A 26,426-nucleotide genomic window follows, 5' to 3' on the forward strand; every position below is an offset into this window, starting at 1 on the left:
GGTCAGTCCCTGACAACTGCGGGCAACACACCCTGGACCAGACCGCGAAAGCCATAGATCTGGCGCTCGCCGCCGATCTCCACCAGCTCCACCGTGCGCTGCTGGCCCGGCTCGAAGCGCACGGCCATGCCGCTCGCAATATTCAGGCGCATGCCGTGGGCGGCGGCGCGGTCGAAATCCAGACCCGCATTGGTTTCGGCGAAGTGGTAGTGCGAGCCGACCTGAATCGGCCGGTCGCTGGCATTTTTCACCACCAGCGTGAGCGTGCGGCGGCCGGGGTTGAGTGCGTGGCTGCCCTCGTCAAGAATCAGTTCGCCGGGGATCATTTTTCGCCTCCTTGCGCAAAGGCCTTGTGCTGCGCTGTGCCGGGGTGTTTCATATCACGCCAGTTTCGTCAGCATGAAAGCGCCAAGCGCGGCGGTGGCTGCACCGCCGAACCGGGCCGCCCACTGGTGGCGCTGCATGAGGGCATGGCCGAGCACCATGCCTGCGATATGCAGCGTGGCCGAGCCCAGAGCAATGCCCAGCAGTGCGCCGACGGCAGCCAGGCCGCTGTCTCCGGCCAGCTCAAAGCCGTGCGCAGCGCCATGGAAGAAGGCAAACACAGCAGCCAGGGCGGCGGCGGCACCCCAGGGCATTCGTTGCTGAACCAGCACCAGCAGGCCCAGCACCAGCACGGATGCGGCAATCATGGGCTCCACGCCCGGCACCCACAGGCCGGCAAAGCCGGCCACGGCACCCGCCACCAGCAGGGCCACAAAGGCCGCAGGTGCACGCCAGGCCGTGCGCAGGTCGGGCATGGTCAGTGCACTCCAGGCGCCCACGGCCAGCATGGCGGCCAGATGGTCGGCACCGGTAAATGGGTGGGCAAAGGCATGGCCCAGGCTGTCGAGAAAGTGGTGATGGCCGCCAGCATCGGTGCCCATATGGGCGAGAGCGGACAGGGGCAGTGCGGTCGCCGCGGCGGCGGTGGTGGCAAGGAGCTTGTTGAATTTCATAGCTGTCTGCGCTTGATGGGTAATGGTTTGAAGGCTAAAAAACTTGAATTTTCGAGCGCCAGATCAGGCGATGGGTTCGTGCACGGTGACCAGCTTGGTGCCATCGGGGAAGGTGGCCTCGATCTGGATGTCGGGAATCATCTCGGGGATGCCGTCCATCACATCGGCGCGGGTCAGCACGCTGCGGCCTTCACTCATGAGCTGGGCGACGGTCTTGCCGTCGCGTGCACCTTCCATCACGAAGGCGCTGATCAGTGCCACGGCCTCGGGGTAGTTGAGCTTGAGGCCGCGGGCCATGCGCCGCTCGGCCAGCAGGGCCGCAGTGAAGATCAGCAGTTTGTCTTTTTCGCGCGGTGTCAATTCCATCGTCTTCAATCCCTCAGTCAGCTCGCGCAGCCGGTGGCACCGGCAGAACGCGCGCTGGGAGTTTCATGCCCATTTATGTAGCAAGTGCTATGCCAATGGCAAGCCCTTGTTGCCGGTGGATGGAGGCCAGGTTGCTGTGATTCGGCACTTTGTTGGTGCATGGAGACGACGGGTGTGCACCATGGCGTTCCCTTGATGCGGTGGCGGACACTTCTTGGTGCATTGCGGGGCTATGACGGTGCAGTGGGTGGCACGGACCTTGCTTTTCTGGTGCATGTATCAAGGACTGTTGAACAGGAAAGGCATGCCGCTTTTGCGGGCTGCAGCAAGGCAGGGTTTGTTGACCTGGGGATGTGCCGCCCTTTGTACGGGCACAGTGTGGGCGAGAGCGGGTCAGGACGGTGACAAGACACTGCCTGAGATCCAGGTGAGCGCCATGGTCAAGGGACAGGCCCTGGATGAGGCACAACGCGCGTTTTCCGTCACCGAGTTAAGGCGCGACGAAATTCGCGAGCAGCCCAGACAGGATGTGGAATCGCTGTGGAGTGCGGTGCCCGGCATGCATGTCAATCACTACCAGCTCAGCGGTGTGGCCAACGGGCTGGTGCTGCGCGGCTTTGGCGGCGGTGGCCATGGCGGCGATGTGGCCGCTACCCTGGATGGCATCCCGCTCAACGAAGCCATGTCGCATGCCGATGGCTATTTCGATCTCAATGTGGTGGTGCCGCTGGAGCTGGATCAGCTCAATGTCTATCGCGGTCCCGTGTCGGTGCTGCAGGGCAATTACAACCGCGCCGGACTGCTGGAGCTGCGCACGCGGCGCAGCGGCAGCTATACGGAGTTCGATGTCAGCGCCGGTTCGCACGGCATGTTCGATACACAGGTCGCTCTCGGGCGCGAGCTGGAGGGGGGCGATCAGCTCAACCTGGCGGCCCAGCATTCGCGCGGAGATGGAGACCGGCCCAGCTCGGGCTTTGAGCGCAGCACCATCAGCGGCACCTGGAAGCACCATGTGCATGAAAAACTCGATATCTCGCTGTCCGGTCGCTGGCACGAGGCGCGTGGCGACTCGCCCGGCTATCTGACCGAAGCGCAATGGCGGGAGAATCCTCAGGGCAAGGACAGCCGTGTGGTGGGTGATGGTGCCGACAAGCACTTTGGTACGTTGCGCTTGGATGCGCAGTACGCACTCGATGCAGATACCCGTCTGCTGGGGTTTGTCTACGGCACGCAGCAGGATTTTGTGCGCTGGTTCACCCGCCCGCGCAGCGCCACCTGGATGCAGCGCGAGGAGCGCTACGACCGCCGCGTGCTGGGAGCGGGGCTGAATCTCAGCGGCAAGTCCCTTCTTTCGGCGCGCGAGCTGAACTGGATGCTGGGCCTGGAACAGGTGCGCGAGTCCACCGACTATGGCTACTGGGATGGATTGCTCGACCGCCGGCGCACCGGCCCTGCATTGAATGATCGCAATACACGGCTCGGCAACACGGCGATCTACGGCCAGGCTGGCTGGCAGCCCACGGCCTGGTTGCAGACCACGGCGGCCCTGCGCTGGGACCACTTTGACGGCCGCTGCCGTCTGCTGGGGGCGGAGGCCGGTGGCAATGAATGCAATCGCATGCAGGGCCGCAGCCATGCCAGCCCCAAGCTGGGAGCACTGGCGCGGCTCAATGCGCGCACGGCCGTGCGTGCCAGCTGGTCGCAGGGCTTTGCCCTGCCCAGCGACTTTGCCAAATACGCGCTGCGCAACAGTGACCTGCATGCCAATATCTTTCGCCAGAGCGAGCTGGGCGTGGAGTGGAAGCCATCGGTCCATTGGCTGATCGATGCCTCGCTCTACCGCATCAGCTCCAGCGATGAAATACGCAACACGGCACCCGGCGATTATGAAAACCTGGGGGCGACCGTACGCAAGGGCGCCGAGCTGCAGCTGCACTGGCTGCCCAGCCGCAACTGGCATGTGGAATGGGCTTATGGCCACAATCGCTCCGAAGTCACGCAGAACGCGAACGCCGCACTGCTTGGCAGGCGTGTGGTGGCTGTGCCCGAGTACACCAGCACCTTGCATGCGCGTTGGATGCCGCGCAGCGATGTCACCGTGCATGGATTGCTGCGCCATGTGGGCCGCGCGCCCATCAACACCGGCAATACCGAATGGGCAGGCAGCTATCGCTGGCTGGACCTGGGCCTGCAATACCGCTTGCCTGCGAGCCTGGCACGCAATGCCAACCTGAGCCTGTGGCTGCGCAACGCCACCAACACCCGCTATGCCAGTACCACCACCATGATTGCCGGCCAGCGTCTGGTCGCGCCCGGCGCGCCACGCAGCGTGCAGCTGGGCCTGCAGTTTTCCTTGTGATTTTTCGGAGCTTCCATGTCTGTTTGCAGCACACGTAAAAACATCATCGCGCGCATTCTGTGCACCACGGCCGCTGCCTGGTTGCTATGCGCCCATCCGGTCTCTGCTCATAACGTCTGGCTGGAGCCCGATGCGCAGGGCGGATATGTCATGCAGTTTGGCGGTCATGAAGGCCGGACAGAGGCCTTCGACCCGGCCAAGCTGCAGCGTGTGCATGCCTATGACCTGCGCGGCCGTGAAGTGCCCAGCGCCGTGCAGAATGTGCAGGGCGGCATGCGCATCAAGCCCGATGCCAGGGCGGCGCTGATTGCTGTGGAACTCGATAACGGCTATTTCAGCAGTACTGGAGCCGAGGGCGCCATGCTGCCTTTGCCCATGGACCAGAACCCCGGTGCGGTGCGCGGCGTGCATGCGCGCAAGTTCCACAAGACCGTGGTGCGCTGGGGTGCCGTCATGCAAAAGCCGCTGGGTCAGATGTTCGAGGTGGTGCCTCTGCAGGGGCAGTCTCCCCATGCCGGTCAGCCGTTCAGGCTGCAGGTGTTGCTGCATGGCAAGCCGCAGCCTGGCGTCAGACTGTCCTGGGGAGAGAATGGCTCTCCCACGATGACGGATGCGCAGGGTCAGGCGAGCATGACGCCAGTTGTCGGCAGCAATACGTTGCAGGCCATATTGCGTCAGCCGGTGCAGGGCGATCCCAAAACCACCGAGAACAGCTACGAGTATCTGCTGCGCTTTGCCGTGCATTGATGAAGCTGCATTCCGCCAGTTCAAGACCCGTTTCACAGCCTGCCGCCATGACTGATTCCACGCCAGTTGCCCGCCGCACCCGAGAGCAGATTCTTCAAGCCATCCGCGAGGCGGCGATTGCGGAGTTCAGCAGCCATGGTTTCAAGGGCGCATCCACGCAGGCGATCGCAGAAAGAGCGGGTCTGACCAAGCCCCAGCTGCATTACTACATCGAGAGCAAACAGGCCTTGTATGACGAGTTGCTCTATGCGCTGCTGGAGGCCTGGTCGGCGGCATTTGCGTTCGATCCGGCACTCGACGATCCGGCGCAGATCATCGGCAACTATGTGCGGCGCAAGCTGGACTATGCGCTGGACAATCCGGCCCTGTCGCGCATCTTCACCAACGAGGTGCTGGGTGGCGGCTTGCGCCTGCATCAATACTGGCCTGTCGCGCTGAGCTCCACGGCGCAGAAGGTGGATCTGATCAACGCCTGGATTGCGCAGGGCCGCATGCGCAGCCTCGATGCGCGCGTGCTGCTGATGCAGATCTGGGGCATGACACAGCACTATGCGGACTATGCGGTGCAGGCCAGGGTCATGCTGGAGTGCGCCGACGATCAGCCGCTGGATCGCGAGCACATCGCGCGGGAGCTCACCACTTCCGTGCTGCTGAGCTGCGGTCTGGCACCAATTTGAAGACGGTCTGCGCAAGCCTGGTGCAGATGGCAGGGGCGGAGGGCCCGTAGCTCTCCCAGGCGTGTTCTGGCACACCGTTTGCTTAGATTTGACCAGTCGATCAAATCGGATGGTCAATCATGCCCAACACTGCCCCGGATACTCTGGAAACGCCCGTAGAACAAGGCTTTGAGCTGGTATTGCTGCGTCAGGGATTGCGCTTGCCGGTGGAGCCCGGAGAGCGCATCACCGATGTGCTGCAACTGGCCGGTGTGGCCATAGAGACGGTGTGCGAGCAAGGCATTTGCGGTACTTGCGTCACGCGCTGGACGGCCGGTGATCCCGAGCACCATGACCGCTGCCTGACCGACGAGGAGCGCAGCACGCATGTGGCTTTGTGCTGCGCAAGCAATCGCGGCGCAGCTCTGACCCTGGATCTTTGAGGGGCCGTCATGCGAGTGCTTGTGATCTTTTCCCATCCCGTGGAAACCAGCTACCAGGCCGCATTGCATGCCGAGGTGGTGCAGCAGTTGCGCGGCGCCGGGCATGAGGTCGATGACTGCGACCTGTACGCGGAAGAATTCAATCCCGTGATGTCCCGCGAGGAACGCCTGGGCTATCACGAGGTGCCGCAGAACCGACTGCCGGTGCAGCGCTATGTGGACCGTCTGCTGTGGGCCGAGGCGGTGGTCTTCTGCTTCCCGACCTGGTGCTTCGGTCTGCCGGCCATGCTCAAGGGGTTCTTCGACCGCGTGCTGATGCCCGGTGTGGCCTTCGACATCAGCGATCCGCAGAACGTCAAGCCGGCGCTAACCCATCTCAAGCGCATTGCGGCGGTGGTGACTTACGGGCGTCCGCGCTGGACCGCGCTGTTCATGGGCGATCCACCGCGCAAATGCATCACGCGTTATCTGCGCATCCTCACGGGCGGCAAGGCGCGTATCGACTATCACGCCTGCTACCACATGAACGTGGCAACGCCGTCCCGGCTGCAGTCCTTCAAGGCTCATGTCGGCCGGGCCATGCGCCGCTTTGCCTAGGAGAGCTCTCCATGTCCTCACATCTGACACTCTGCAATGCACGGCTGCCGTGCTGGTTGCTCGCAGCCCTGGGGCAGCGCAGCGATATGACGCTGTCGCGCCTGGAGATCGCCAACGGGCGCATTGCGGCCATAGCCGCCGAAGCCCCAGGTCTGCCGCGCAGCTTCGGCTCCCAGGTCTGGGATCTGCAAGGAGCGCTGGTGTTGCCGACCATGGTGGACGCACATCTGCATCTGGACAAGGCATTCACGCTGGAGCGCATGGGGCCGGTGAAGCCGGGCCTGCTGGCCGCGATAGAGGCCATGATGGTGGACAAGCAGAACTGGACGGCGACCGATGTGCGCCGCCGTGCGGGTCAGGGCCTGCAATGGGCCTATGAAGCCGGTGTTTCGCATGCACGCAGTCATTGCGACTGGTGGGAGCCGGACTCGGTGCCCGTGGCCTGGGAAGTGCTGCGCGAGCTGGCGCAGGAGTGGGCGGGGCGCGTGCTGCTCGAGCGCGTCAGCCTGATTCCCCTGCATCTGTATGAGGAACGCGGCATGGCGATGCGTCTGGCCAAGCAGGTGGCGCTCAGTGGCGCGGGCGCCTTGCTCGGCGGCTTTGTCCATTCCACCAACTGGAGCCCGCAGGCCTTGCGCAATCTGCTTGAGGCTGCGCAGCAGCACGGCCTGGACGTGGACCTTCATGTGGATGAGGAACTCAACCCCGCGGCTCAGGGACTGGCCACCACGGCCGCGCTGCTCAAGGAGCTGCGCTTCGAAGCCCGTGTGGTCTGCGGCCATACCTGCGCGCTGGCGGCGCAACCGCTGGAGCAGGCGCTGCGCACGCTGGATGCCGTGGCCGGCACTCCCATCACCATGGTCAGCCTGCCGGTGACGAACCTGCTGCTGCAGGACGCACAAACCGGAGTCACGCCGCGGCAGCGAGGTCTGACGCTGGTCAAGGAGGCCAGGGCGCGCGGCATACCGCTGATGATCTCCAGCGACAACGTGCAGGACCCTTTCTGTCCGCTGGGCAGTTTCGATCCGCTGGAGGCGCTGAGTACTGCAGTCGCGGCCGCGCAGCTGACTTCGGCCTTCGACGAGTGGAGCGACAGTGTCTGTCGCCGCGACTGGCTGGGTCATGGTGTCGGCCGTATGCCGCTGCAGCCAGGCTCGACAGCCGATCTGGTGATCCTTCCTCAGTCCAGCGTCAGCGGCTTTCCCTCCCGCAGCCACCGCCGTGTGGTGATGCGCGAGGGGCGCGTCAGCAACGGCGAGCCGCTGGCTGCCTGGTTCACACCTTGTATTGAACGGAGCGTTGCATGAGCACAGATACCACAGGCATTGCCCAGCCCCTGGCACGTTATGCGGCCTGGCGACGGGCGGGCGACCTGGTGTTCCTGTCGGGCGTGATCGCCGTGGACCCGGGTGCCAATCGCATCGTGCGCGGCTATGCGGACATCCCCGCTGAAGCGGCGGCGTTGATCGGGCGTACCGGTGAATTCAGCACCGACATCAAGGAGGGCCCCATCCTGGCGCAGAGCTGGTGGGTGCTGGACCGCATCCGCCAGACGGTGGAGGCCGCCGGCGGCCAGATGTCGGATGTCTTCAAGCTGGTGCAGTACTTCCGCAATCTGGACCAGTTCCCGCAGTACAGCCGTGTGCGCAAGCTGTTTTTTCCTGGCGAATCACCGGCTTCCACGGTGGTCGAGGTGACGGGCATGTTGCCCACGCCGGACATTCTGATCGAGGTGGAGGCCACGGCCTATCTGCCCTTGCGTTGACCCATTCATCACTCACCCCGGAGAACCCATGCTGCACGGATACACACCTGCCGAGCGCTTTCTGCCCTATCTGAGCTGGACCGAGGTTGCGGCCCTGCCGGACAAGGCCAATACCGTGATCGTGCTGCCTGTGGGCGCCATGGAGCAGCATGGTCCGCATCTGCCCTGCTCGGTGGACGCAACGATTGCGGCGGGTGTGGTCGGCGCCGCCATGGCGCAGTTGCCCGCAGCTGTGCCTGCGTTCGCCATGTCACCCATCGTCTATGGCAAGTCGGAGGAGCACCTGCACTTTCCCGGCACGGTGACCTTGAGCGGCGAAACCCTGCTGGCCACGATCAATGAAATCGGCGAGTCGGTGTATCGCGCAGGGTTTCGAAAGCTGCTGTTCGTCAACGGCCACGGCGGCCAGCCCCAGGTGTTGGAGATCGCGGCGCGCGAGCTGCGACTGCGCCATGGCGACTTCATCGTGGTGCCGAGCTTTACCTGGCGCGTGCCCCATGTCGCAGGCCAGTACCTGTCGAACCTGGAGAAGAAGCTGGCCATGCATGCAGGCCATGCCGAGACCGCGCTGATGCTGGCGCTGGCACCGCAGACCGTGCACATGGAGCGGGCCGTCATCAACTACCCGCCCGTGTTCCCCTCCAGCCTGCTGTCACCCGATGGCCGCCCCGCCTGTGCCTGGACCGCACGGGACTTCGGACCCAGCGGCGTGATCGGTGATCCGACCCCCGCAACCGCCGAGCAGGGGCAGGAGATTCTGCAATCCCTGGCCCGCAGCTGGGCCGCCGCCATTGCCGAGTTGCACGAGCTGCAATGGGCCAGCCGCGACGAAGCCACCTGGGGCCGGGCCCAGCATCAGGGGCATGTGGAGTCTGCCCTGGCCTGACGCCTTTTCACGCCTTGCCTGTTTCAAACCTTCGGAGATCCGCCATGATGAAGACTGCCAAACTCCTCAAACCTCTGACCTGCGCGGCCATGCTGGCATGCGGTCTGAGCGGCCTCGGCCATGCCGAGGAAAAATTCGTCTACATGACCAACTGGTATGCCCAGGCCGAGCATGGCGGCTTCTACCAGGCCGTGGCCACAGGGCTGTACAAAAAGCACGGCCTGGATGTCAGCATCAAGATGGGCGGCCCCCAGGTCAATATCACGCAGATGATGGCCGCCGGTCAGGCCGACTGTGTCATGGGCTCCAGCGATCTGCAGATGGTGCAGATGCGCGAGGGCGGTGTTCCCGTGACCACGGTGGCTGCGGTGTTTCAGAAAGATCCGCAGGTGCTGATCGCTCACGAGGATGTGAAGCGGTTCGAGGATCTCAAGGGCAAGACCATTCTGATCGCCGCCTCCGCGCAGCGTGGCTACTGGCCCTGGCTCAAGGCCAAATATGGTTTCACCGACTCCCAGACCCGGCCCTATACCTTCAATATCCAGCCGTTTCTGGTGGACAAGAATTCGGCCCAGCAAGGCTATCTGACTTCCGAGCCCTTTGCGATTCAGAAGGCCGGCGTCAAGGCGAACACGCTGATGTTCAGCGATCAGGGCTTCCCGGCCTATGCCACCACCATCTCCTGCATGGACAAGACGGTCAAGGAGCGCAGCAAGGCGGTGCAGGCCTTTGTCACCGCCTCCATGGAAGGCTGGAAGAGCTATCTGGCCGATCCCGCGCCGGCCAATGCCCTGATCAAGAAAGACAACCCCAACATGACCGATGAACAGCTGGCCTACAGCGTGGGCAAGCTCAAGGAAATGAATATGGTCGCCGGCGGAGATGCCGCCAGGCTGGGCATCGGCGTGATGACCGATGTGCGGGTCAAGGCCAGCTATGACTTCCTGGTCAGCGCCAAGTTGATCGATCCGGCCAAGGTCAAGCAGGCCGATGCCTACAACCTGAGCCTGATTCAAAACATCAAGGTTCTGCCCTGATGGCATGGGCTGGAAGCAGCAGCGAAAGGTGACTATGAGCGGCTCTGAAATTCCCGCAGCAGCAATTCCCGCAGTGGAGGTGTTGTCTGCAGAGAAAACCTATCCCGGCGGCACGCAGGCCTTGCTGCCCGTCGATCTCCGCATCGAAGAGGGTGAGTTCGTGACCTTGCTCGGCCCCTCGGGCTGCGGCAAGAGCACCTTGCTCAAGATGGTGGCGGGTCTGCTGGAGCCCAGCGACGGCAGACTTCTGCTTTGGCGCAAACCGGTGCCGCAGCTGCATGCCGGCGGCAAGAAGATGGCGTTTGTCTTTCAGCAGCCCACGCTCATGCCCTGGTCCAGCGTGCATACCAATGTGCGGCTGCCGCTGGATCTGGCTGGCGTGCCGCGCGCCGAGGCTGATGCGCGCGTGACTGAGGCACTGCAACTGGTGGGCCTGGCACGCTTTGCCAAGGCCCTGCCGCGCGAGTTGTCCGGAGGCATGCAGATGCGGGTCTCGATTGCCCGCGGCCTGGTGACCGAGCCCGATCTGCTGCTGATGGACGAGCCCTTCGGCGCGCTCGACGAGATCACGCGCCACAAGCTGGACGCGGAGTTGCTGGAGCTTTGGAGCAAGAAGAAGCTGACGGTGATCTTTGTCACCCACTCCATCCATGAGGCCGTCTTTCTGTCCAGCCGGGTGGTGATGATGGCGGCCAGACCGGGACGGGTGGTGGAGGAGTTTCGCATCGATGCTCCCTATCCGCGGCCTGCCGATTTCATGCTCGGCCCCGAGTTCGCCCGCCATGCGCAGCAGTTGCAATCGAGCCTGCTGCGCGCCAGTGCCATTGTGGAGGAGAGTCTGTCATGAGCGCCTTGCCCGCTTCCATTCCCGATGATGCGGCCAGGGCGGCCGACAACAGGCCAGCCGCGACCGGCGCGCGTGCGGCGGCTGCCGCCAAGCCCACTAAGGCGGACACCCCCTGGCTGCTGCAGCCCAGGGTGCAGCGCGTGCTTTTGCCGGCGCTGGTGGGCCTTGTGCTGCTGCTGGTCTGGCAGGCCCTGGTGACGGGGCTGGAGTTGCCGCCTTATCTGGTGCCTTCACCTCTGCTGATGCTGCAGACCCTGATGACGGACTGGGCGGCACTCGGCCTGTCCCTGTGGGTCACCGTCAAGATCACCTTGCTGGCTTTTGCCCTGGCCACCGTGGCGGGCGTGCTGATCAGCTTTTTGTTCGTGCAGAGCAAGCTGATCGAGACGGCCTTGTTTCCCTATGCCGTGCTGCTGCAGGTGACGCCTATCGTGGCAGTCGCTCCGCTGATCATCATCTGGGTCAAGGACCCGGTGCTGTCCATGGTGATCTGTGCGGCGCTGGTGGCGCTGTTTCCCATCATCAGCAACACCACGCTGGGCCTGCGCAGTGTGGAGCCGGATCTGCTGGCCTACTTCAAGCTCAATCGGGCCACGCGCCTACAGGTGCTGATGCGCTTGCGCATTCCCAGTGCCTTGCCCTATTTCTTCGGAGGGCTGCGCATCTCCAGCGGCCTGGCACTGATAGGTGCCGTGGTGGCCGAGTTCGTGGCCGGTACCGGCGGGCAGGGGGCGGGTCTTGCCTACCAGATCCTGCAAGCGGGCTTTCAGCTCAACATCCCGCGCATGTTCGCTGCGCTGCTGCTGATTTCGCTGACCGGCGTGGCGCTGTTCGTGCTCATGGCCTGGTGCACACGCCGGGCGCTGGGCGGCTGGCATGCCAGCGAATCCGGTAGCGACTAGCGCTCTAGCCCTTTCTTCATTTCTGCTCCCGTCATGCCCGCAATGCGCGGCATGTGGGCCGACTCATGCCTTGCATTTTTGCGACACGACCATGAACACCAATCCGATTGCCGAGAACAGCAGCCAGCTGGCCAGCGCTTTGCCTGCGCTGGACTGGATCACCGACTCCCTGAAAGTGTCGCGCCTATCCCAGGATTTTTCCTGGTTCAGTCCGGTTCTGAAGCAGGCCCTGCAGGGTAAGCGCGGGGACATTGCGGTGCGTCCGCGCACCGAGGCCGAGATTGCCCAGGTCGTGGCCCATTGCGCGCGTCGGGGCGTTCCCATCACGCTGCGCGGCAGCGGCACCGGCAATTACGGCCAGAGCACGCCGCTGCACGGCGGCCTGATCCTGGATCTGAGCGGCTACAACAGCCTGTGCTGGGTGCGCGGCAGTGTGGGCCGGGCACAGGCCGGCATACGTCTGGCGGACTTCGACCAGCTGGCGCGCGAGCAGGGGCAGGAGCTGCGCTGGCTGCCGTCCACCTACCGCAGCGCCACCCTGGGTGGCCTGTTCGGCGGAGGCTTCGGCGGCGCAGGCTCCATCACCTATGGGCCGCTCGCCTCTGCGGGCAATGTGCTGGCTGCGCGCGTGATGACGGCGGAGGCCGAGCCGCGCATTCTGGAACTGCGCGGTGCCGACGCCATGCGCCTGCACCATACCTATGGCACGACCGGCATCGTTCTCGAGCTTGAAGTGGCGCTGGCAGATGCCACGAACTGGACGGAATGCATTGCTACGTTCACGGGTTTTGATGAGGCGCTGGGCTTTGCGCAGCAGCTGGGCAATGCGCCTGGCATCCGCAAGAAGGAGCTGAGCCTGATGGCGGCTCCGGTACCGGCCTATTTCACCAGTCTGGCCGAACATCTGCCCCCGGGCTGCCACGCGGTCATTGCGCTGGTGGCACCCGAAGCCGAGGAGGCCATGCAGCTGTTGCTGGAGCGTCACGGCGGCACCCTCAGCTACTGCGAGCGCGGGCGCTGGTCTGCGCAGCCGGCTGCGGGCTACAAGTCGCTGATCGAGTATTGCTGGAACCATACGACCTTGCATGCGCTGAAGCTGGACCGGGAGCTGACTTATCTGCAGACCGGCTACAACCCCGCAAGGTTTGGCGAGCAGCTCAAGGCCTTGCGCAGCGAGCTCGGTGATGAGGTCCTGTTCCATCTGGAGTTTCTGCGCACCAAGGAGGGACTGTTCAACTGCAGCGGGCTGGAGCTGGTGCGCTTCAGCTCGGCCGAGCGGCTCAACGCGATCATGGACATCTATCGCAAGCATGGCGTGCAGATCAACAATCCGCATGTCTATGTGGTGGAAGACGGCAAGGCCAGCAACCAGCTCGATCCCGCGCTGTTGCAGACCAAGGCCGATCTCGACCCGCTGAACCTGCTCAATCCCGGCAAGCTGCGCAGCGCAGCGCTGCCGGCCTGCATTCAGGCCGACTGAGGCGTTCATGCACTTCAATAGTGCCTGCGGATCGGCGCGGTCTGCATCTGGTGCACGGGGCACTGCAATGGTGCTCGCTGACGGCCGTTGCTGAGCGCAGGAAGACGCATTCGGCCCGTGCCTGCCCCAAAAGAGGCAGCGGCGCCGATTCCGGTGGCTTCCTGGCCATGCTGCGAGGGACTGGCACGGTAATTGCACTTCAGGTTCTGCGGTCAATGTGACCGAACAAAACCTCCTGGGAGTGCTGAAATGAATCGTCGCGGAACCCTCACAACACTGGCCGCATCCATGGCTCTGGGCCTGGGATTGACTTCTCAGGTGCTGGCTGCAGACACCATCAAGGTGGGTGTGTTGCACAGCCTCTCGGGCACCATGGCCATCTCCGAGACCGTGCTCAAGGACACGGTGCTGATGGCCATCGACGACATCAATGCCAAGGGCGGCGTGATGGGCAAGAAGCTGGAGCCCGTGGTGGTGGACCCGGCCTCCAACTGGCCGCTGTTTGCCGAAAAAGCCAAGCAGCTGATCACCCAGGACAAGGTGGCCGTGGTCTTCGGCTGCTGGACCAGCGTGTCGCGCAAATCCGTGCTGCCGGTGTTCGAGCAGAACAACGGCCTGCTGTTCTACCCCGTGCAGTACGAGGGCGAGGAACTCTCCAAGAACGTCTTCTACACCGGTGCCGCGCCCAACCAGCAGGCGATTCCCGCTGTCGAGTACCTGATGAGCAAAGAAGGCGGCGGTGCCAAGCGCTTTGTGCTGCTGGGCACGGACTATGTGTACCCGCGCACCACCAACAAGATTCTGCGTGCCTTCCTCAAGTCCAAGGGCGTGAAGGATTCCGACATCATGGAAACCTACACTCCCTTCGGCCACAGCGACTACCAGACCATCGTGGCCGATGTGAAGAAGTTCTCCACCGGTGGCAAGACCGCCGTGATCTCCACCATCAACGGCGACTCCAATGTGCCCTTCTACAAGGAGCTGGGCAATGCCGGCCTCAAGGCCAAGGATGTACCGGTCGTGGCCTTCAGCGTGGGTGAGGAAGAGCTGCGTGGTGTGGACACCAAGCCTCTGGTCGGTCACCTGGCGGCATGGAACTACTTCATGAGCGTGAAGAACCCGACCAACACGGCCTTCATCAAGCAGTGGGGCGATTACGCCAAGGCCAAGAACATCGCCGGGCACAAGGACAAGCCGCTGACCAACGACCCGATGGAAGCCACCTGGGTCGGCATCCACATGTGGAAGCAGGCCGTGGAGAAAGCCAAGAGCACGGATACCGACAAGGTGATCGCCGCCATGGCCGGCCAGACCTTTACAGCACCCAGCGGCTTCACCCTGAAGATGGACGAGAAGAATCACCATCTGCACAAGCCCGTGATGGTCGGCGAGATCAAGGCAGACGGCCAGTTCAGCGTGGTCTGGAAGACCAAGGGCCCGATCAAGGCCCAGCCCTGGAGCCCGTATATCGAAGGTAACGACAAGAAGAAGGATGAGCCCAACGGCAAGAGCTCCTGATTCGCTCCCTCGGACTGGAGAGGTCTGGTGGGCTCTCCAGTCCTGAAGAGATAGCTGTTTGCCCTTTATTGACAAGGGCTGCAGCGCTAGAAACCTGAAATTCCTATGAACATACTGCGCAAGTCATTGAGGCTGGCATTGGCCGCCGGGCTGGGCTCGTTGCTGAGCTTTGCCAGTCACGCACTGACGACCGAACAGGCCTATGCCATGGCTGCGGCAGACGACTCCGAGCAGCGCGTGCTGGCGATCAATCAGGCCGTGCTGGCGCCGGATGCACAGACCGACGGTGGTCGCCTGTCGGCCTATCTGGGCGCGCTCGCCAACGATGAAGTGCGCGTGTCTCAGGGCAAGGTCTATGTGATGAGCGGCGACGCGGTCACCGACCCGGTGACCGGCCAGGCCGCCCAACTCCCGGCGGATGCCGAGGAGGTCGTCAGCAACAATTACCTGCGCTCGGTCATCGATACGGCGCAGGCCGCGCTGGCGTTGGGCAGCAGCGATGTGCAGGCGCGCCGCAAGGCCGCCGAGCAACTGGCCTCCGAGCCTGATGCCGGGCGGCTTCCCCTGATCGAAAAAGCGCTGGCTGCCGAGCAGGACGGGCAGGTCAGAGCCCTGCTGGAGCGCAGCCAGGCTGCCAGCCTGCTGGGCAGCGACGAGGTGCAGCAGCGTCTGAAGGCTGTGGAGCAGCTGTCGCGCCAGCAGACGCCGGAGACGCAGCTGCTGTTGAACCAGCGTCTGTCCGAAGAGTCCGATCCCGGTGTGCAAAGAGCCATCAAGGCCGCGCTGGCCGGCATTGCGGAAGGCCTGGCCTGGGGCGACAGGCTGGGGGCGATCTTCAGCGGCATCAGCCTGGGCTCGGTGCTGCTGCTGGCGGCGCTGGGTCTGGCTATCACTTATGGCCTGATGGGCGTCATCAATATGGCGCACGGCGAGCTGATCATGATCGGAGCCTATGCGACCTATCTGGTGCAGGTCGCATTCCAGCGCTGGCTGCCCGAGGCCTGGTTTGGCTGGTATCTGGTGGTGGCCGTTCCCGTGGCCTTTCTGGCCTCGGCGCTGGTTGGTGCGGTGCTGGAGCGCGGCGTGATCCGCTTTCTCTACGGTCGCCCGCTGGAGACCCTGCTGGCCACCTTCGGCATCAGCCTGGTGCTGCAGCAAACCGTGCGCAGCCTTTTCGGGGCGCAGAACGTGGGCGTGGAAAACCCCGTCTGGATGAGCGGCGGGATCGCGCTGCTGCCCAATCTGACCCTGCCCTGGAATCGCATCGCCATCATCGTCTTTGCGTTCGCCGTGCTGGCGGGCGTGGCCTTCATGATCGCCAGAACGCGGCTGGGCCTGTTCGTGCGCGGCGTGACGCAGAACCGCGCCATGGCTTCCTGTGTGGGCGTCAACACGGCACGCACTGACACCTATGCGTTTGCACTGGGCTCCGGTATCGCCGGTCTTGCAGGCTGCGCCTTGAGCCAGATCGGCAATGTGGGCCCGGATCTGGGGCAGAACTACATCGTGGACAGTTTCCTGGTGGTGGTGCTGGGCGGTGTGGGGCAGCTGGCGGGCACCGTCTATGCGGCTCTGGGACTGGGCGTGCTCAGCAAGCTGCTGGAAGGCTGGACCGGGGCCGTGCTGGCCAAGATCGCCGTGCTGCTGTTCATCGTGGTCTTCATTCAAAAGCGTCCGCAAGGCATCTTTGCCTTGAAGGGCCGCAGTGCGGAAACATGACCCCCCTGAGTCGCTTCGCGCCTTCCCCCTCAAGGGGGACGACAGCCCCGCTGCGGGGCAGCGCGGCCGGCGTAGGCCCTTGCTCGCTGTTCCTTGCGAAGGCTGGCTTTCTCAAACATTGCGTTCTGGACCGGAGCTATGAGCGTGTCAAACTCTTCATCCCCTGCATCCGCACCACCGCTGGTGCTTCCTGCTCCTGAGTCCTTGCTCAGCGGCAAGGGCTGGACGGCATTTCTGCTGGCCCTGACCATGGTCTGCGCCGTGGCTCCCGCACTCAATCTGTGGGTGCCCGAGGACAGTGCGCTGCACCTCTCCGACTACATGCTGGGCCTGCTGGGCAAGTTCATGTGCTATGCCATCTGCGCGCTGGCGATTGACCTGATCTGGGGCTATACCGGCATCCTGAGCCTGGGCCACGGCCTGTTCTTCGCACTGGGCGGCTATGTGATGGGCATGTACCTGATGCGCGAGGCCGCAGGCCCCGATGCGTTGCCCGCCTTCATGGGCTTTCTGGACTGGAAGGAGCTGCCTTGGCACTGGGCGCTGTCGGGCAGCTTTGCCGCCACCGTGCTGCTGGTGTTTCTGGTGCCGGGCCTGATCGGCGGGCTGTTCGGCTACTTCGCCTTTCGCTCGCGCATCAAGGGCGTGTATTTCTCGATCATCACCCAGGCCCTGACCTATGCCGCCATGCTGCTGTTCTTCCGCAACGAGACCGGCTTTGGCGGCAACAACGGCTTCACGGGTTTCAAGACCCTGCTGGGTTTTTCCGTCAACTCGCAAGCCATGCATGTGCTGCTGTTCGCGTTGTCGGGTCTGGCGCTGCTGGGCTGCTTTCTGTTCTCGCGCTGGCTGATGCGCAGCAAGTACGGGCGCGTGCTGCAGGCCGTGCGCGATGCCGAATCGCGCACCATGTTCTGTGGCTATAACCCGCTGCCCTACAAGCTGTCGATCTGGGTCATCTCGGCCATGATGTGCGGCCTGGCAGGCGCGCTCTATGTGCCCCAGGTGGGCATCATCAACCCCAGCGAGATGAGCGTGGGCAATTCCATCGAAATGGCGGTGTGGACAGCCGTGGGCGGACGTGCCTCGCTGGTCGGCCCCATCATCGGTGCGTTTGCCGTCAATGGCGGCAAGAGCTGGCTCACCGTGGCCGCACCCGAATACTGGCTGTACGTGCTGGGTGCGCTGTTCATCGTCGTGACGCTGTTCATGCCGGGAGGACTGATCCGGCTGCCGCAGCAGTTTCGCCAGTGGCGTGAGAAGCGCAAGGCGCAGGCCCCGGCGCCGTTGAACCAGACTGCAGCCACAGCTGCCCAAACCGCTGCCGAGCCGGCTTCTGCCGATGCCATCGAAGGAGTGCGCGCATGACCCCCGATCTGATGCAGGAAGGCGAGCAGCGCCTGGCTTCCTACCAGCAGCGCGAAGCCGCGCTGCGCACCGAATCTGGCGGTCGCAATGCCAGTCTGGCGCGCCCCGTGATTGCAGGCGAAGTGGATGTGACCCATGGCCGAATCCTCTATCTCGAAGACGTGCATGTGAGCTTCGACGGCTTCAAGGCCATCAACGGTCTGAGTCTCGATATCGCGCCCGGCGAGCTGCGCTGCATCATCGGCCCCAATGGCGCGGGCAAGACCACGATGATGGACATCATCACCGGCAAGACCCGACCCGACAGCGGCACGGTGTTCTTCGGCTCCACCATCGATCTGCTGCGCTACAAGGAACCCGAGATTGCGGCCATGGGCATTGGCCGCAAGTTCCAGAAGCCCACGGTGTTCGAGCAGCTCAGCGTGTTCGAGAACCTGGAGCTGGCGCTCAAGACCCACAAGGGCATTGCCTCCTCCATGCTGTTCAAGCTCAACGGCGCGCAGAAGGACCGCATTGCCGAGGTGCTGCACACCATTCATCTGGCAGGCAGCGTAACGCGCCAAGCCGGGCTGCTCAGTCACGGACAGAAGCAGTGGCTGGAGATCGGCATGCTGCTGGTGCAGGAGCCCAAGCTGCTGTTGCTCGACGAGCCTGTGGCCGGCATGACAGACGAGGAAACGGTGCGCACGGCCGAGCTGTTTCTGACGCTCAAGGGCAAGCATTCGCTGATGGTGGTGGAGCACGACATGAGCTTTATCGACACCATCAGCGAGAAGGTCACGGTGCTTTGCGATGGCTCGGTACTGGCCGAGGGAACGCTGGCCGAGGTCCAGGGCGACGAGCGCGTGATCGAGGTGTACCTTGGTCGATGACCCCCTGAGACACTTTGCCTGGGCGGCCCCGCGCCTTCCCCCTCTCTCTACGCGCTTCGCGCTAAGGGAGGGGGACGACTGCTTCGGTGCGCGGCGGCGCTTCCTCGCTGTCTCGTTGATTGGACAGCGCCAGTTTCAAACGTCATGCGCTCCGCGGATAGTCAAATTAGATAGCTGCTTGCGCAAGCTGCGTAAGCGTTTGAGGTCGAAAATGCTTAAAGTTCAGAACCTGCATCAGTACTACGGCGGCTCGCACATCCTGCGTGACGTGAATTTCACGGCCGAGATCGGCAAGGTCACGGTGCTGCTGGGCCGCAACGGCGTGGGCAAGACCACCTTGCTCAAAAGCCTGATGGGGCTGGTTCCCATCAGAAGCGGAGGTATTGAATGGCAGGGCCGCGATATCGCGCGCAGGACGCCCTATGAGCGCGCGCGCAGCGGCATCGGCTATGTGCCCCAGGGGCGCGAAATCTTCTCGCGCCTGTCGGTGGAAGACAATCTGCGCATGGGTCTGTCCTATTGTTCGGCAGGCACCCGGATTCCGGGCGAGCTGTACGAGCTGTTCCCCGTGCTCAAGCAGATGCTGCACCGCCGTGGCGGCGATCTCTCGGGCGGGCAGCAGCAGCAGCTGGCCATTGCGCGCGCGCTGGCGCCGCAGCCCAAGATCCTGATCCTGGATGAGCCCACCGAGGGCATACAGCCCAGCATCATCAAGGACATCGGCCGCGTGATCCGCATGCTGGCCAATCGCGGCGACATGGCCATCCTGCTGTGCGAGCAGTACTACGACTTTGCCGAGGAGCTGGCCGATCACTATGTGGTGATGGAGCGCGGCGAGGTGATCGCGTCGGGCCCGGGCAGCGAGATGCAGGAGAAGAATGTGCGCTCGCTGGTGGCGATTTGAATATCGGGCGAAGAAAAAAAGGTGCCGCAAGCGGCACCCCAAAGCCTCAGGCCATGCCCGGAGGACAACTCATTTCGTCAATACGCTGCGCCGTGCGCGGCCAGCACCGGATTGCCCTGTATGGCAGTGCTGGAGCGGCCGTCCGCACCTCGGGGTACTTCGCCCACCAGCGTGGTGCGGTAGAGCTGGCGATCGAACTCCAGCGCAAAGATATCCTGTGGCGCCACATGGGCCGTGGAGCGGTTGTCCCAGAAGGCCAGCGAGCCGGTTTCCCACTTGAAGCGCACGGTGAACTCGCTGCTGACGGCGTGCTCCCAAAGCAGCTCCAGCAGCACGCGCGATTCGCGGGTGGAGAGTTCCACGATGGACTTGAGAAAGCCGGGGCTGATGTAGAGCACCTTCTCGCCGGTCTCGGGATGAATCGTGACCAGCGGGTGTTCGCTGATCAGGGTGTTGTCGCGCACCAGATCCAGATATTCCTGCGATGCCGTGGCTCCCTGCGGGGCGCTGAAGCGGTGCTCGCCACGCAGGCCCTGCAAGAAGGCCTGCAGCGGTTTGGAGAGCGCTTCGTAGGCAGCGGCGAGATTGGTCCATTGCGTGTCGCCGCCATAGGGCGGAATCGTCACGCCGCGCAGAATCGATGCGGCAGGCGGGTTGTGTGCGGCCGTCACATCGGCATGCCAGCCGGTCCAGGGGCGCTGCTCGGCCTGGCCGCTGTGGCGGTTGGCCTTGCGGTGCTTGGCAATCGAATACAGCTCGGGAAAACCTTCGACATGACCGAAGACGGGGTGGCCGGGCGTCAGCTCGCCAAACTGGCGCGAAAAGGCGATCTGCTGCTCGTGGCTGAGGTGCTGGTCGCGAAAGAAGATAACCTTCCAGCGCAGCAATGCCGAGCGGATGGTGTGCACTTCGGCGGCACTCAAGGCCTGCTTCAGATTGACGCCGCTGATCAGCGCGCCGATATGCGCCGACTGCGGCGTGATACGGATATGCGGAGTGATGTTGCTTGCGGAGCTCAGGCGTTCGTCCAGATGCTGCAGCGGAGCGTGGGGCAGGGGCATGTTCATGGTTTTTCCTGATGAGAGCGAGGCTTCAACGGGCCTGGGCAACACGGGAGGCGCTGGCCGGCAGCAGGCCCATCTCGGTGAGAAGCGCATGGCTGCGTTCGACCTGTGCACTCAGGGCGCGGGCGGTGTCCTGCGGGCCAAGGAAGATGGGCTCCCACTGGTTCAGCGCCGCAAACTCTTTCCATTCCCGGGTTTCGGAAACCTTGCGCAGCGCGTTCACCCAATACGCCTGTTGCGCGGTGCTGGCACCGGGTGCCGTCATCACGCCCTGAAACGAATCGCTGACATAGTCGATGCCTTGCTCCTTCCAGGTGGGCGACTGGGTGAACACGCCTTCAAGCCGCTTGTCGGCGGCAATCGCCAGCACGCGCACGCGGCCCGACTGCAGATAGGGCAGCAGGTTCGGCGTGGTGGCCGAAACCACATCGAGATGGCCGCCGGCCAGCGCCACCATGGATTCGGCGGAGGACTTGTAGGGCACGATGCGCAGCTTCTGGATATTCACGCCGCCCTGCTGCAAGGGCTGGGCCACGCCCAGATGGATGTGATTGCCCAAGGTGGTGGCAATGCCGATGGAGTATTTCTCGGGGTCCTTGCGCAGCTGGGCGATCAGGTCCTGGGCATTGCGCAGCGGCGAATCCGCACGCACGACCACCGTGGTGAACTCGCGCAGCAAGGTCACCAGCGGCGTGCCTTTCTGCAGGTGTGCGGGCAGGGCATTCTGCGCCAGGCTGTTTCCGTAGCTGGTGCTCAGCGTCATCAGCGTATGGGCGTCGCCAGGGTGGCGGTGCAGGCTTTCCAGCGCGGCGATCGCATGCGCGCCGGACTTGTTGCTGACCACGAACTGCGGTGCATAGCCATCGCGTGCCAGCAGCTCGGTGAGCTTGCGTGCCGCCTGATCCAGCGCCGCGCCAGCTCCGCTGGGGACAATGAATTCCGTGGACTTGCTGGGCTTCCAGGCCGGTGCCGCTGCACCGCCGGATTGCGCGGCAACAGGGCCGGTTGCCAGCGTGCAGCACAGCACCGCCATCGATGTCAGCCATGAGGCCAGAGTGCGATGCAGGCGGGAATGAGTTACGGTACTGGCCGACATGAATGCTCCTGAAATCAATCGCCATGCGCTTTTCGGGCTGGCGTGCTGAAGACTGTAGAAGCGTGCCAGCCTTGCAACAACGAATGAATTTTCATGAGTTAGTAAGCAAAAGAGCTGAGCTACCCGGGCCTGAGCGGCAGGCCTGCTTGAAGAGGCAAGAAAGACAATGACCTGGCATGCGCAACTGGCGCTGAACTATTCCCTGCAGGCCGGCAAGACCTCGGTGCATTTCGCGCACGATGGTCCGCTGCGCGTTCTCAAAAGTCTGTATCCCGAGGGGCCGGCCATCTGCCACAACGTGCTGGTGCACCCGCCGGGCGGGCTGGTGGGCGGCGATGTGCTGGACATTGATGTCCATGTCGCAGAAGGTGCGCATGCGCTGGTCACCACACCTGGTGCCACGCGCTTTTACAAAAGCAACGGCAAGCAGGCCATGCAGCGCACCCGGCTGCGCCTGGACCCCGGTGCAAGGCTGGAGTGGCTGCCGCTGGAGGCAATTGCGTACAACGCCTGCGATGCCGTCAACCACCTGGAGTTCGAGCTTGCCGAGGACGCGCAGCTGCTGACCTGGGATGTGACGGCACTGGGCCTGCCGCTGGCCGCCCAGCCCTATGAGTCCGGCAGGTTCGAGCAGCACATCGAATGGCCGGGCCGGTTCCTGGAGCGCGGCGTGGTCAACGCGCAGGATGAGCTGCTGCTCAACGGCGATCTGGGGCTGGCCGGGCATCGATGCCTGGGCAGTCTGATCTTTGCCAGCGGCTCACCGATTGCGCGCCATCAGCGCGAGGCTTTGCTGGAAGGCACGCAGGGGCTGCTTGCCAAGGCCGCCCCGGCAGTGTTGAGCGGGGTCACTGCGCCCAATGAAAACATGCTGATTCTGCGCAGTGCATCACCTGTGGTTGAGCCTGTGATGATGCTGTGGAAAACCGTGTGGAGTTTCTGGAGGAAAGAACTCTGGGGTCTGCAGGGGGGCGCTCCCAGGATCTGGTCCATGTGATCGCTGTTAGGCGGGCCCCGGCTCCGTTTCAACGCACCAGCTGCTTTCTGCATCGGGCCAGCTCGGCCTGGGTCCAGTTCAGGCGCTCGCGCAGCTGGGAGCAAGCCGCACCGGCGTTCTGCGGATCGCGTTCCGTGCAGTGCTCTTCGACCATGGATATCAGGGTGCGCGTGTGGCGGTTCTGCTCCAGGGCGCAGGCGCGCGTGCCCGCTTCGGCTCGCGTTCCGCCTTGCGCGCGCGTGCCGGGCAGCACGGCCGTCCAGCCCCGGTTGTGCCAGGGAGAGAAGGAGGTTGAAGGCTTGACCTCTATGCCGCCCACGCGCCCTTCAAGGCCGGGAAATGTGGACAGCATGGCGGCTGCCACCAGGGCCGGGTCGCTCATGCGGCCCAGGGCCGTATCGCAGTCCATGACATCGGGATTCAGGCCCGGCGGCAACAGCCTCAGCACGCCATAGATGCGGGTGGCATCGGTCTCCAGCTCCTTGACGCTGCGCCCGTTGAGGCCCGGCACCAGGCCCATGCCGACCAGCTGGTAGTGCGTGTCGCGCAGTGCGGTACCGGGGGCGGTGTGGATCTCGACCTTGCCCGCGGCCCGGCCCGCGAACATGAGCAGCCTGAAGGCATCCGTGGAGAACAGCGCCTGCACCTCCAGATGGCAGCGGGCAGGTGCGGCGGTGCGCAGCACGCTTGACAAGTCCTTGGCAGCGTCGCGATGGACCAGCATGGCGGTGCGCGGCAGCATCTCCACGGCTATCCGCTCCTTGGCCAGGCTTACGGTTGCCGGCACGCTGGCGTCAATCGAGCTGGCTGTGGGAAATTGCGCCAGTGCCATGAAGCCATGCTGCATCGCGGACAGCCGGTCGCTGCTGACGATGCCACCTGTGGCGATCTCCAGGTGCCCGTTCTCGAAGCGGTAGTGGCTGGGTACTTCGTCGGTTTCGGTGTAGCTGCCATGGCGGGTGGAGACCCGGTAGCGGATATCGCGCCCGCCCATCTCCATGAAGGAGCTCAGCGTCTCCAGCAAGGCCTGGCGTGTGGCGGCATCGTCCTGACGCAGCGTGATCTCCACGCGTGTGGAGCCATAGCCCAGCAGTTTGCCGAACGCATGCTGCATGACAGCCTGGTTCGGAAAGGTGATAACCGCTCCCACCAATCCCGCGAGGGCCGCCACGCCGCCCAGCAGCAGCGGCCAGGTCGAGCGCTCGTCAGCGCGAGTGCCAGCCATGGTGCTCCAGATGGCTTGAGCACCATGGCCCAGCCAGCTGGTGAGTACGAAGGCGATGAGCGCCACAGCCGGTGCCCACACAAGAATCAGCAGTATTTGCAACAGGCCCATATGGGCAGTGATTCTAGGCACAAGCCATATTTGGCCTGGCGGCGGTAGCCGGCCAGGTGCTGTCCGCCAGGTGCTGTCCGCCTGGAACTGCCCGCCCGGGACGCTACAGCGCCAGAACGATTCTGGACTCCTGCGTCCTGGCGCGCGAGCAGCAGCTCATCATCTTGGTGCAGGCCGTGCGCTCGGCACGGGTCAGCACCATGTCGCGATGATCGATATCGCCTTCCAGCACTGGCACCTCGCAGGAGCCGCACAGGCCTTCGCGGCAGTCGCACTCGATATCGATATTGGCGCTGCGCAGCGCATCGAGCAGGGTTTCATCGTTGCGCACTTGCAGCGTGATGCCGGATTCGCGCAACTCGACTTCAAAGCCGTGCTCCTTGTCCGGGTCCAGCGCGCCTAGAGTGCTGGAGAAATGCTCCACGCGCAGGCTGTCCTCAGGCCAGTGCTGGCAGGCCTCAGCCAGCCCGTCGAGCATGCGCTGCGGACCGCAGGCATAGATCTGTGCGCCGGGCCTGACCTGGTTCAGCAGCGCCTGATAATCGGCTCGCCGGCCTTCTGCGCCCACATAGATCTGCAGACGCTCGCAATGCCGTGCCTGCAATGCAGTAAGCAGCGCCATGCGCTCGCGCTGACTGCAGCTGTAGTGAATTTCATAGGGGATGCCCAAGGTCTGGGCGCGCGCTGCCATGGCCGCAACCGGCGTGATGCCTATGCCGCCGGCGACGAGAATCAGCTGCTGCGCGCTTTCGTCGAGCTTGAAGTGATTGCGCGGGCCGCGCATCTGCACCTTCATGCCGGCCTGCAGCGCACCATGTACCCAGGCCGAGCCGCCACGGCTTTGCTCCTCGCGCAGCACGGCGATCTCGTAGGTATCCGCTTGCTGCGGGTCGCCGCATAGCGAGTACTGGCGCGAGATGCCGGTGTCGCCGCAGTGCAGGTCGATATGCGAGCCCGGGGTCCAGCGCGGCAGGTCGCGCCCGTCGGGCGCCTTCAGGCGCACGCGCAGCACGTCCTGCGCAATCAGCTCGGTGCTTTCCACCAGCATGCTGCGGCTGACGCCGCCTTGCGAGGATTCGCCGATGCGCACGGGCTGCTGCTCGGCCAGCACGGCGGGATTGCCGCGCTCGGGGTTGCGGTTCACATCCCATTGCACCCACAGGTGTTCGGGGCCGCGGAACGAGGTGTTGGGCACATAGGTGAAGCGTTGCTCGGCCAGCTGCATGTGAGGCAGGCGGCGCGTGAATTCCTCAAGGAAGATCTGCATTTCCATGCGCGCCAGATTCTTGCCCATGCACTGGTGGGAGCCGTAGCCGAAGGTCAGGTGATCGCTGGCATTGTCTCGGTGGATGTCGAACAGGTCGGCATCGACAAAATGCTGCTCGTCGTGGTTGGCCGAAGAGGTGACGATGAGCAGCTTGCTGCCGGCCGGAATGGCCTGTCCGCCGATCACCACATCCTTGGTGGCCAGGCGCCGCCAGGCGGCCACTGAGCCGTTGTGACGCAGGCATTCCTCCACGGCGTTGGGGATCAGCGAGGGATCGGCGCAGATTTCCTGCCAGACCTTGGGGTGCTGCAGCAGCAGCTTGACCGCATTGGCCGTGGCGTTGGCCGTGGTCTCGTGGGCGGCGACGAGGCCGGCCATCATCATGGAGTGCAGATAGGAATCGGTGACGACTTCGGGCAGCTCTTTTTGCTTGCGAATGCCGTACTGCATCCAGCCCTCGGCGTCGGGATTTGCACGCATCTTGTCGAGAATCCGGCCCGCGTGCTGCCAGAAGTTGCCCACGGCATGAGCCACGGCAAGCTGCTCCTCGGCCTGGGGCCGTCCCCAGGTGTTGACGGTGTGGGCGATGCTGTACTGGCGCAGCGTGTCCATATCGTCTGCGGGCACGCCCAGAAAATGCATGGCCACCGTCAGCGGTACTTCCCACAACATCTGATCGACGAGATCGGCACGGCCGTCATCGATGAAACGGTCCACATATTCGCGGGCCAGCTGACGCACCATGGGCTCGTGGTGCTTGAGCTCCTCGGGCGTGAAGGGCTGCATCAACGCGCGGCGGCGCGGCATGTGGGCGGGCTCGTCCTCGTTGACCAGAGTGCGGTTCAGTGCAAAGCCATAGCTGGCGAGCACGGCATTGGCCTCATCGCCTGTCGGCGTGATCTTCTCCAGTGCGATCGAGGGGCTGAAGGTCAGGTTGTCGCGGAAGATGGCCTTGATGTCGTCAAAGCGAGTGACCACCCAGTAGCCCAGCTGCGGGCTGTAGAACACCGGCTCCTGCTCGCGTGCCCAGCGCACATATTCGGGCGGGTCCTGCTGGTAGCCGTCGGCAAAGGGATCGAAGCTGGCGGCCCCGTGGCTGATGGGGCAGCCCGTAGGGCCGTTCTGGCCGCTGGGCTTGCCGAACTGGCTGTGATCGATGGGGCAACGGCTGGGGGTGGAAACGGTCATGGCTCGCTCGCAAA

Annotated in this window: 25 protein-coding genes; 18 read left to right on the top strand and 7 right to left on the bottom strand. The window is 63.9% G+C overall.

Annotation, left to right across the window (positions count from 1 at the left end; all coding sequences use genetic code 11):
* Window positions 1-2 precede the first annotated feature (2 nt).
* The 3 genes from F3J24_RS05825 to F3J24_RS05835 all read right to left on the bottom strand — a co-directional run bounded on the left by F3J24_RS05825 (window position 3) and on the right by F3J24_RS05835 (window position 1,364).
* The gene (locus tag F3J24_RS05825) at window positions 3-326 is read right to left on the bottom strand and encodes an urease subunit beta (RefSeq protein WP_167003574.1); all 324 of its coding nucleotides are present in this window, start codon (window positions 324-326) and stop codon (window positions 3-5) included.
* A 54-nt stretch (window positions 327-380) separates the two neighbouring features.
* Window positions 381-998, bottom strand: a complete 618-nt coding sequence (locus F3J24_RS05830) for a HupE/UreJ family protein (RefSeq protein WP_167003576.1) — start codon at window positions 996-998, stop codon at window positions 381-383.
* Window positions 999-1,061: 63 nt separating this feature from the next.
* Entirely contained in the window at window positions 1,062-1,364 is a 303-nt protein-coding gene (locus F3J24_RS05835) for an urease subunit gamma (RefSeq protein ID WP_167003578.1), read from the bottom strand.
* A gap of 436 nt (window positions 1,365-1,800) precedes the next feature.
* On the opposite strand from F3J24_RS05835, the gene F3J24_RS05840 reads away from it, so the two are divergent.
* The 17 genes from F3J24_RS05840 (at window position 1,801) to urtE (ending at window position 19,464) form a co-directional block, all read left to right on the top strand.
* Entirely contained in the window at window positions 1,801-3,723 is a 1,923-nt protein-coding gene (locus F3J24_RS05840) for a TonB-dependent receptor (RefSeq protein ID WP_240154271.1), read from the top strand.
* Between the two features lie 15 nt (window positions 3,724-3,738).
* Complete coding sequence (locus tag F3J24_RS05845) at window positions 3,739-4,470, top strand: DUF4198 domain-containing protein (protein WP_167003582.1); 732 nt, start codon at window positions 3,739-3,741, stop codon at window positions 4,468-4,470.
* A 47-nt stretch (window positions 4,471-4,517) separates the two neighbouring features.
* Window positions 4,518-5,147, top strand: a complete 630-nt coding sequence (locus F3J24_RS05850) for a TetR family transcriptional regulator C-terminal domain-containing protein (protein WP_167003584.1) — start codon at window positions 4,518-4,520, stop codon at window positions 5,145-5,147.
* 119 nt (window positions 5,148-5,266) lie between these two features.
* Window positions 5,267-5,569, top strand: coding sequence for a 2Fe-2S iron-sulfur cluster binding domain-containing protein (locus tag F3J24_RS05855; protein ID WP_167003586.1), 303 nt, complete (start codon window positions 5,267-5,269; stop codon window positions 5,567-5,569).
* 9 nt (window positions 5,570-5,578) lie between these two features.
* Complete coding sequence (locus F3J24_RS05860) at window positions 5,579-6,166, top strand: NAD(P)H-dependent oxidoreductase (protein ID WP_167003588.1); 588 nt, start codon at window positions 5,579-5,581, stop codon at window positions 6,164-6,166.
* Between the two features lie 11 nt (window positions 6,167-6,177).
* Window positions 6,178-7,473, top strand: coding sequence for an amidohydrolase family protein (locus F3J24_RS05865; protein WP_167003590.1), 1,296 nt, complete (start codon window positions 6,178-6,180; stop codon window positions 7,471-7,473).
* The gene (locus F3J24_RS05870; RefSeq protein WP_003080988.1) at window positions 7,470-7,931 is read left to right on the top strand and encodes a RidA family protein; all 462 of its coding nucleotides are present in this window, start codon (window positions 7,470-7,472) and stop codon (window positions 7,929-7,931) included. The genes F3J24_RS05865 and F3J24_RS05870 overlap by 4 nt, the downstream gene beginning before the upstream one ends.
* A 28-nt stretch (window positions 7,932-7,959) precedes the next feature.
* Complete coding sequence (locus tag F3J24_RS05875; protein ID WP_167003592.1) at window positions 7,960-8,817, top strand: creatininase family protein; 858 nt, start codon at window positions 7,960-7,962, stop codon at window positions 8,815-8,817.
* Window positions 8,818-8,861: 44 nt separating this feature from the next.
* Window positions 8,862-9,854: an ABC transporter substrate-binding protein gene (locus F3J24_RS05880; protein WP_167003594.1), complete on the top strand. Its 993-nt coding sequence runs from the start codon at window positions 8,862-8,864 to the stop codon at window positions 9,852-9,854.
* A gap of 34 nt (window positions 9,855-9,888) precedes the next feature.
* Entirely contained in the window at window positions 9,889-10,701 is an 813-nt protein-coding gene (locus tag F3J24_RS05885; protein ID WP_167003596.1) for an ABC transporter ATP-binding protein, read from the top strand.
* Entirely contained in the window at window positions 10,698-11,603 is a 906-nt protein-coding gene (locus F3J24_RS05890; protein WP_167003598.1) for an ABC transporter permease, read from the top strand. The genes F3J24_RS05885 and F3J24_RS05890 overlap by 4 nt, the downstream gene beginning before the upstream one ends.
* Before the next feature lie 91 nt (window positions 11,604-11,694).
* The gene (locus F3J24_RS05895; RefSeq protein ID WP_167003600.1) at window positions 11,695-13,083 is read left to right on the top strand and encodes an FAD-binding oxidoreductase; all 1,389 of its coding nucleotides are present in this window, start codon (window positions 11,695-11,697) and stop codon (window positions 13,081-13,083) included.
* Window positions 13,084-13,332: 249 nt separating this feature from the next.
* A complete protein-coding gene (gene urtA, locus F3J24_RS05900) occupies window positions 13,333-14,601 on the top strand; it encodes an urea ABC transporter substrate-binding protein (protein ID WP_003060644.1) in 1,269 nt (422 codons plus the stop codon).
* A 105-nt stretch (window positions 14,602-14,706) separates the two neighbouring features.
* Entirely contained in the window at window positions 14,707-16,320 is a 1,614-nt protein-coding gene (gene urtB / locus F3J24_RS05905) for an urea ABC transporter permease subunit UrtB (RefSeq protein ID WP_167003602.1), read from the top strand.
* Window positions 16,321-16,458: 138 nt separating this feature from the next.
* A complete protein-coding gene (gene urtC, locus F3J24_RS05910; protein ID WP_205244641.1) occupies window positions 16,459-17,688 on the top strand; it encodes an urea ABC transporter permease subunit UrtC in 1,230 nt (409 codons plus the stop codon).
* Complete coding sequence (gene urtD / locus F3J24_RS05915) at window positions 17,685-18,560, top strand: urea ABC transporter ATP-binding protein UrtD (RefSeq protein WP_167003604.1); 876 nt, start codon at window positions 17,685-17,687, stop codon at window positions 18,558-18,560. The genes urtC and urtD overlap by 4 nt, the downstream gene beginning before the upstream one ends.
* 211 nt (window positions 18,561-18,771) lie before the next feature.
* Window positions 18,772-19,464 carry an urea ABC transporter ATP-binding subunit UrtE gene (urtE, locus tag F3J24_RS05920; protein WP_034373974.1) on the top strand — a complete coding sequence of 231 codons (693 nt, stop codon included), beginning with the start codon at window positions 18,772-18,774 and terminating at the stop codon, window positions 19,462-19,464.
* Between the two features lie 77 nt (window positions 19,465-19,541).
* Here urtE and F3J24_RS05925 read toward each other — a convergent pair whose 3' ends face one another.
* Together F3J24_RS05925 and F3J24_RS05930 are read right to left on the bottom strand one after the other, a co-directional pair.
* Window positions 19,542-20,531 carry a TauD/TfdA family dioxygenase gene (locus F3J24_RS05925; RefSeq protein WP_167003606.1) on the bottom strand — a complete coding sequence of 330 codons (990 nt, stop codon included), beginning with the start codon at window positions 20,529-20,531 and terminating at the stop codon, window positions 19,542-19,544.
* Window positions 20,532-20,556: 25 nt separating this feature from the next.
* Window positions 20,557-21,624, bottom strand: coding sequence for a tripartite tricarboxylate transporter substrate binding protein (locus tag F3J24_RS05930; protein ID WP_240154272.1), 1,068 nt, complete (start codon window positions 21,622-21,624; stop codon window positions 20,557-20,559).
* Window positions 21,625-21,790: 166 nt separating this feature from the next.
* Here F3J24_RS05930 and F3J24_RS05935 point away from each other — a divergent pair, with 166 nt between their 5' ends.
* Window positions 21,791-22,621 (top strand): urease accessory protein UreD, encoded by an 831-nt coding sequence (locus F3J24_RS05935; protein ID WP_167003608.1) that lies wholly within the window; start codon window positions 21,791-21,793, stop codon window positions 22,619-22,621.
* Between the two features lie 28 nt (window positions 22,622-22,649).
* Here F3J24_RS05935 and F3J24_RS05940 read toward each other — a convergent pair whose 3' ends face one another.
* Together F3J24_RS05940 and F3J24_RS05945 are read right to left on the bottom strand one after the other, a co-directional pair.
* The gene (locus F3J24_RS05940) at window positions 22,650-23,957 is read right to left on the bottom strand and encodes a hypothetical protein (RefSeq protein WP_167003611.1); all 1,308 of its coding nucleotides are present in this window, start codon (window positions 23,955-23,957) and stop codon (window positions 22,650-22,652) included.
* Between the two features lie 103 nt (window positions 23,958-24,060).
* Window positions 24,061-26,412: a cytochrome P450/oxidoreductase gene (locus F3J24_RS05945; RefSeq protein ID WP_167003613.1), complete on the bottom strand. Its 2,352-nt coding sequence runs from the start codon at window positions 26,410-26,412 to the stop codon at window positions 24,061-24,063.
* Window positions 26,413-26,426 lie beyond the last annotated feature (14 nt).

Origin of the sequence: Comamonas sp. Tr-654 (assembly GCF_011752915.1) — a bacterium.
GTDB lineage: Bacteria > Pseudomonadota > Gammaproteobacteria > Burkholderiales > Burkholderiaceae_C > Comamonas.